A 4,986-nucleotide genomic window follows, 5' to 3' on the forward strand; every position below is an offset into this window, starting at 1 on the left:
GTTCCGCTGTGGCCTTTGGCAAGACGCCGTTTCCATTCAAACCATGATGATCGAGCCACTGCTCGGAGGCGGGCAACACGGCGCGATAGATCTCCCCGCACAGCGCTCGCGCAGCGCTTCCCGGCCAGTACTTTGGCAACAGAGCAGCGGGCAGCAAGGGATCGCGCAACACCACCCTCCGGTAATGATGGATCAGCAGAATCCGTGCGGTGAAGGCTTCCAGCTCCGACAGCCGTGCGCGAGCGCCAAGCCAGCCGCGCAACGGCTCGAATGACTTCATGAATTTCAGATAGGCATCGGCGGTGCGGTCGAGCGGCCAGCTTTCGGAGAGCAGCCGGCGGCCGCTCTCGTCTTCCGCCGATACTTCCAGGCGGATTGCAGAGGCGGCTTCATCCGGGAGCGGAACGCCTGACGGCGCCACCCATACACCCGGGAGCGGGCTTCCGAATCCGGCGTTCCTGAGCGCCTCGCGCGAGGCGTCGCGGTCACCCGCCTTGCCAATCAGCAGGAGTTCGAACCGGCCGCTCCAGTCGGATGGCGGCGGGTCGTAGATGTGCCGCGTTGCCGCTTCGAAGGTACGATGGCCGCTCGCCGCCAAACGATAAAAACTGTTGCGGCCGACTTTCTCGCGCTCCAGCCAGCCGTCGGCTGCGAGACGCGACATCGCGGTGCGCACCACACCCCCATCGACATCGAGCGCTTCGAAGAATTGCAGCAGCGTGCCGAGCCAGACCGAGCCGCCGCGGGGCGCGATTGCGTCGCCAAACACGGTGATCACGATCGAGCCGGTGCGCGAAGGTTCGCGCTTCAGATGATCGACGATCCGGGCAAGCGGCTGCGGCATAGCCAAGGCTTAGCGCGTTTTTCGGATTCTCGAAAATAGGTAAGCAGACCCGCAAGGGGCAGATAAGCGACAGGCGACAGACTTACCGGTTCGGGTCGGGATAAATCAGGCTGCGCCAGCCCGAGCGGTCGAATGGCTTCCATTGGCCTTCGGCTTGCGCGAGGCGATCGGCGACCGCATAGACGACGGCCGGATGGTGCCCCATGCCACAATGGCTGCTCTCAACCTCGATGCTTTCGGCAATCGGAGATGACTGCTCCTTACAGCCCTGCCAGGCGCAGATGCCGTCAGTGCGGCTGAAGACCGCCGTGGTCGGCACGGGTGGCGCTTCCGACAGCGATCCACCGAAACGATGGTCTTCCTCGGCGCGGCGGCCGCTGGCCATTTCATAGACGCGCCAGGCGTTGGTGGCTTTTGGGTGTCCGGCGAACGGACTGCCGAGCGTAATGACCGAGCGCACCCGATCGGGCATCATCTTGGCAAGCTGGCGCGCATAGAGACCGCCGAGGCTCCAGCCGACAAGGCTGATCTTGCGCCGATGCGTGTCGCTGAGTTCGTGCACGAGATCGACCATGCCATCCTGCACCCCATGGCGCAGGCCGAGATTGCGGCCCTGCCGCCAGCCGCTCACGGCATATCCCTTGTTTTGCAGGAAGCTGCGCAGCGGCCGGGTCGAGGTATCGGAAGCGACGAGGCCAGGCAGCACGAGCACGGGATGTCCGTCGCCCCGCGGCGCCAGGCTCAACAGCGGCAAGGCGCCGAGAAAGGCGCCAAACTCATGGATCGCACGTCCCTCGAGAAACATCAGGGTCTTCGACGGTGGGCGCAGCGTTTGGGCAGTCGCGGACATCGTGTTTTCCCTTCGAGCTTCAGCTAACACAGCTATGGGGCCGATTCGGTTCATTCAAGCTACTGCCAGCGGCCCAAACAAGAGTCGCAGTTCACAAAACGACGAAAAATTCACGACAAGGCTCTTCTTGCACGACCGAGAATCCAGGCTTTTCAGGACAGTCGCTTGCAGCGCAAAAAAGAAGGCCCGCCAAAGCGGGCCTTCAAGGGGAACCTTGCTAATACGCTACGAAAAAGAGCGATCAGGCAGTCTTGGTGTAGACCTTGGCGAAGTTGTCCTGCGCGGTCTTGGCACCTTCAGTAACGAGCTTGCCGAGATACTCGGTCGAAGCCTTGGCGCGCGAGACAACCGTTTCGCCATGCGCACGCAGCAAATCCGACTGGATCTGCACGGCTTCGTTGATCGACTTCGCCGAAGCGAGCTTGTCGACGCCGGCGAAGAACGCCTCGGCATCCTGGTAGAGGGCCTGCTGAATGTTGCGGCTGATCTTGACGGCCTCGCTGACCGAACCCGTCACTGCGGATTCAAGCACTTCGGTGGCCTTTTCCGAACCGGCGTAGAAGTCAGCGGCGCGCACCTTGGCGGTCTCGGCCTGCTTCTTCACGAACTCGCGGGCAGCCTCGGGAACTTCGAGGTTCTGGAAGCTCTTGAAAGCTTCGGTCACGGGCGCGAACGCTTCTTTGACGCCGTTCAGCACAGAATTGGTCTCGGTGGTCATGGGGTTTCTCCATCCTCGGTTTGAGCTATGGGCTCACCCCGTCCACTTGGCCCGGGGCAATCTCTATATGGCATAGTTAATGGTGCGCCGCAACATCGATGTTGCGATGCGAAATCACAAACTCGTGATTATAGGAATAAAGCAAAATAACCGGGCGATTTGCCCAGGAAGCGGCCGAATCGGCCGTTCAGGAGGGCCCCACTGCACCCGGCAGCCCGTAGGCTTCCATCTGTGCCCGGACCTGCGCCACGTTGTGTCCGAGGACGACAATGTCGTGCTTCTTGCCGCTCACGTCCCTGACATGGTCGCGCAGCAATGCCTCAGCCTTGAAACCCAAGCTCTCGAAAAGCGCGATCGCCGCCTGCTGGTCGACCGTCATCTGCACCGACAGCTTTTCGAGGCCCGCGCCGAGCGCGAGCGCAAAGGTCTCCTGCGACAGCGCCCGGCCGACCCCTTTTCCGCGCACGTCGAGCGAAACCACCATGCGGATTTCGCCAACATGGGGCGACCAGGAATGCGAGTCCCTCACCAAGGTGCCGCAACCAACCACCTCACCGTTCTTGACGGCCAGCAGGCTCGTGATGTCGCCGCGCTCGATCTCGTTGATCCAGGCTGACAGCACTTTCGGCTGGCTGATGTTGCGCGGCAGGAACAACAGGTCGTGGGTCGGCAGCGCCTTTGCGAACTTCAGTACGGCCGTTTCATCGGCGCGCGTCATCAAACGGAATTCGATTTCGCCGGCTTCCGTGGCTACCCGGCGAGGATAGGAACGTGTCTCACTCATATCGATCTCTCACAGAGCCATGAATCGAGTTTGGGCCACAACCGCCGGACGGCATTGGCACCGGCAACCAGGCTGACATGGCCGCCCTTGAGGATGACCTCTTCCTTGTCGGCCGAGCCGATTTTCGCGATCAGCGGCTTGGCCGCCTCGTAAGGCACGATGTGATCATGTTCGGCAACCGCATGCAGCATCGGCACCTTGATATTGGCAATATCCGCCTTCCGGCCGCCCACCGTCATGGTGTCGTTGTAGAGCTTGTTGTCCCACATCAGGTCTTTGGTGATTGCGCGGAAATATTCGCCGGCCAGCGGCAGCGTATCGGTCGCCCAGCGGTCGAACATCCGGTACGATTTCACGAACTCGTCGTTCCAGATGTTTTCCCACAACTGGATCTGGCTTGCCGCACGCGAGGCCGGACGCAACATCTCGAACGAGGACAGGATCATCTCGGGCGGTACGTTGCCAATGCTGTCGACAAGGCGATCGACGTCGAAATAGCGGCGATCGGAGAAATTCTGAAACAGCTTCATGCCCCGGAAATCGATCGGCGTGGTGAAGCAGATCAGGTTTTTCATCGGCCCGTCGGCAAAGATCGATCCGTAGAGCAACGACAGCACGCCGCCGAAGCAATAGCCGATCACGGTAACATCGTTTTCGCCGGAATCGCGCTGCACTTCCTGCACGCAATGCGGAATGAAATCGAGGACATAGTCCTCCATCCGCAGACTCTTCTCTTCGGGCTTCGGCGCGCTCCAGTCCAGCATGTAGACGTCGTAGCCGCGCTTCAAGAGAAACTCGATGAAGCTCTGGCCCGGCACCATATCGAGGATGTACCCGCGATTGGTTGTCGCCATCACGATCAAAATCGGCACGCGGTAGATTTCATCCGCTACCGTCCGATAGTGATAGAGGTTCATCGTGCCGCGGCTACTGAGAATGTCCTTGGGGGTCGAGCCGAGTGACGGCCCCGATGTCGAGATATATTCGACGCCCTTGATGCTGCGCTGGATCGCGCGCTGAACCTCGGACTGGATCCGCTCCGGGATTGAAGCAAGGTCGAGACCTGCCAGATCTGGAGCGGAAGCCGCTTTCATTTTGGCCCTTCGGCGGCAGGCGGGGGACGCCTGGTGCGCGGCGGCCGTGGAGTTGCTGACGAGCCGGCGGACGGACCAGCCGCATTGCCCTGCAATTGATGGAGCATCGCCTTGATCTCGTTGAGCTGGCCTTCGATCGATTGCAGCCGCTCGGCCATGCCGACCATCTGCGACCGGCTCGGCAGGTTCATGGAGAGAAGATATTTCTCCATGAGCTCACCGAGTTGCTTTTGCGCACCGGCCGTCGCTCCGCCTACCTGATTGACGACCTGGCTGAACTGCGGCGAGGCCATGGCCTGATTGGCGAAGGCGTTAAATCCCTTCTCCATCTCGCCGATCATGTTCTGCCAGAGCGCGACCGGGTCATTGCTCTTGTCCGCCATCGGCATTCTCCAGCATGAGAGCGCATCAACGTCAGTTACGTCGACAAATCGGCGGCCTTATTCAGCCCAACGGGAAAGCCGCCCCAATGATATCGGTCATAGCACACCGTTGTGTGAGGACGGTCAACCGCGCGCCCTCAATTTAATATCTCGCGTGGCGACTCTGACGTTCCTTTCAGGTGCTCCGGCGAGTTCTTAGAAGGAATGTCAGAGTCAAAGCCACACTAGAATCATATAGTTGCCAGTGTCCCTTTGGTTCTGACATTCGTAAAAAAGATGCGAATGTCAGAACCGGGACACTGGTGCCTTCTGC

General features: G+C 60.5%; 6 protein-coding genes. All 6 read right to left on the reverse strand.

The features are described 5' to 3' along the window. A partial coding sequence (gene paaX, locus WB528_RS05280; RefSeq protein ID WP_423887377.1) for a phenylacetic acid degradation operon negative regulatory protein PaaX occupies positions 1 to 844 on the reverse strand: 844 nt, incomplete at its 3' end. Between the two features lie 82 nt (positions 845 to 926). Then, on the reverse strand, positions 927 to 1,694 hold the full coding sequence (locus WB528_RS05285) for an esterase/lipase family protein (protein WP_423887372.1): 768 nt from the start codon (positions 1,692 to 1,694) through the stop codon (positions 927 to 929). A gap of 241 nt (positions 1,695 to 1,935) precedes the next feature. Then, entirely contained in the window at positions 1,936 to 2,412 is a 477-nt protein-coding gene (locus WB528_RS05290; protein WP_423887373.1) for a phasin, read from the reverse strand. 187 nt (positions 2,413 to 2,599) lie between these two features. After that, on the reverse strand, positions 2,600 to 3,196 hold the full coding sequence (locus WB528_RS05295; protein ID WP_423887374.1) for an N-acetyltransferase family protein: 597 nt from the start codon (positions 3,194 to 3,196) through the stop codon (positions 2,600 to 2,602). Then, positions 3,193 to 4,290: an alpha/beta fold hydrolase gene (locus WB528_RS05300; RefSeq protein WP_423887375.1), complete on the reverse strand. Its 1,098-nt coding sequence runs from the start codon at positions 4,288 to 4,290 to the stop codon at positions 3,193 to 3,195. Before WB528_RS05300 ends, WB528_RS05295 begins: the two co-directional genes overlap by 4 nt. Then, positions 4,287 to 4,673: a poly(R)-hydroxyalkanoic acid synthase subunit PhaE gene (locus WB528_RS05305; RefSeq protein WP_423887376.1), complete on the reverse strand. Its 387-nt coding sequence runs from the start codon at positions 4,671 to 4,673 to the stop codon at positions 4,287 to 4,289. The genes WB528_RS05300 and WB528_RS05305 overlap by 4 nt, the downstream gene beginning before the upstream one ends. Positions 4,674 to 4,986 lie beyond the last annotated feature (313 nt).

It is taken from the genome of Bradyrhizobium sp. (assembly GCF_049586575.1).
Taxonomy (GTDB): Bacteria; Pseudomonadota; Alphaproteobacteria; order Rhizobiales; family Xanthobacteraceae; genus Bradyrhizobium.

Bases quoted from the DNA above. Each gene is read 5' to 3' on its own strand.
- WB528_RS05300 (WP_423887375.1), bottom strand. From the start codon at position 4,290: ATGAAAGCGGCTTCCGCTCCAGATCTGGCAGGTCTCGACCTTGCTTCA.
- WB528_RS05285 (WP_423887372.1), bottom strand. From the start codon at position 1,694: ATGTCCGCGACTGCCCAAACGCTGCGCCCACCGTCGAAGACCCTGATG.
- WB528_RS05305 (WP_423887376.1), bottom strand. From the start codon at position 4,673: ATGGCGGACAAGAGCAATGACCCGGTCGCGCTCTGGCAGAACATGATC.
- WB528_RS05290 (WP_423887373.1), bottom strand. From the start codon at position 2,412: ATGACCACCGAGACCAATTCTGTGCTGAACGGCGTCAAAGAAGCGTTC.
- WB528_RS05295 (WP_423887374.1), bottom strand. From the start codon at position 3,196: ATGAGTGAGACACGTTCCTATCCTCGCCGGGTAGCCACGGAAGCCGGC.